Source organism: Caballeronia zhejiangensis (assembly GCF_000698575.1).
GTDB classification, from domain to species: domain Bacteria; phylum Pseudomonadota; class Gammaproteobacteria; order Burkholderiales; family Burkholderiaceae; genus Caballeronia; species Caballeronia zhejiangensis.
Map to the genome: position 1 here is coordinate 1 of NZ_JFHD01000103.1, position 1431 is coordinate 1431.

A 1431-nucleotide genomic window follows, 5' to 3' on the forward strand; every position below is an offset into this window, starting at 1 on the left:
TGGCAACGGAACAGACGATACGGATCTTCCAGGTTATCGAGGCGTTCGCCCGTCGCCTGATCGCGGCTATCCGCGATGAAGCGATACGCCTGCAGCAAGCCCGCCGGTCCCACGAACTTGTCCGGGTTCCACCAGAAGCTCGGGCACGACGTCGAGCAGCTCGCGCACAGAATGCACTCGTACAAGCCATCGAGTTCATCGCGCTCGACGGGCGACTGCAGACGCTCCTTCTCGGGCGGCGGCGTATCGTTGATCAGATACGGCTTGATCGAATGATACTGATTGAAGAACTGCGTGAAATCGCAGATCAGATCGCGCACCACCGGCAGACCCGGCAGCGGACGCAGCACGATCTTCTGCGGCAGTTCGTTCAGATTCGTCAGGCACGCGAGGCCGTTCTTGCCGTTGATGTTCATCGCGTCCGAACCGCACACGCCTTCGCGGCACGAGCGACGGAACGACAGCGTCTCATCGACTTCTTTCAGCTTCACCAGCGCGTCGAGCAGCATGCGTTCATGCGTCAGATCGAGCTCGTAGCTCTGCATGCGCGGCGCTGCATCCTTGTCCGGATCGTAGCGATAGACTTCAAAAATTCTCTTTGCCATTTTCGATTTCCTTGCGCTTTCCTTAGAAGGTACGCGCCTTGGGCGGCACCGATTCGACCGTCAGCGGCTTCATCTGCACCGGCTTGTATTCGAGGCGATCGCCTTCGCTGAACCACAGCGTGTGACGCATCCAGTTCTCGTCGTCGCGATGCTCGTAGTCGCTGTGCGCGTGCGCGCCACGGCTTTCCTTGCGCGCTTCGGCGGAGACCATCGTCGCGCGCGCGACTTCGATCAGATTCGCCAGTTCGAGCGCCTCGACCTTCGCGGTGTTGAACACCTTCGACTTGTCCTTCAGATGCACGTGCTTCACGCGCTCGGCGAGTTCGGCGATCTTGCCGACGCCTTCTTCGAGCAGCTTCGACGTGCGGAACACGCCCGCATGCGCCTGCATCGATGCGCGGATGTCGTTGGCGATGTTCTGCGTGTATTCGCCCGACGTCGACTTCTCCAGCACCGCGAGACGTTCCATCGCGAAGTCGGCGGCATCGGCCGGTAGCGGCTTGTGCTCCTTCAATTCCTTCGCGTGCTTGATGATGTGATTGCCCGCCGCGCGGCCGAACACGACGAGATCGAGCAGCGAGTTCGTGCCCAGACGATTCGCGCCGTGCACCGACACGCACGAGCATTCGCCAACAGCATAGAAGCCGTTGACCGGATCGTTGTAGCCCTTCGCGGTGCCCACGACCTGACCATGCATGTTCGTCGGAATGCCACCCATCTGATAGTGGATGGTCGGCACGACCGGAATCGGCTCCTTGATGCAATCGACGTTCGCGAACTTCAGCGCAATCTCGCGAATCGACGGCAGACGCTTCATGATCGTCTC

The 1431-nt window shown here is 60.4% G+C and carries 2 protein-coding genes; both read right to left on the reverse strand.

What is annotated here, in order from left to right:
• Positions 1-605 (reverse strand): succinate dehydrogenase iron-sulfur subunit (locus BG60_RS36110; RefSeq protein ID WP_034474652.1); only part of this gene is annotated, 605 nt, incomplete at its 3' end.
• A 22-nt stretch (positions 606-627) separates the two neighbouring features.
• On the reverse strand, positions 628-1431 hold an 804-nt coding region (locus BG60_RS36115), incomplete at its 5' end, for an FAD-binding protein (RefSeq protein ID WP_034474653.1).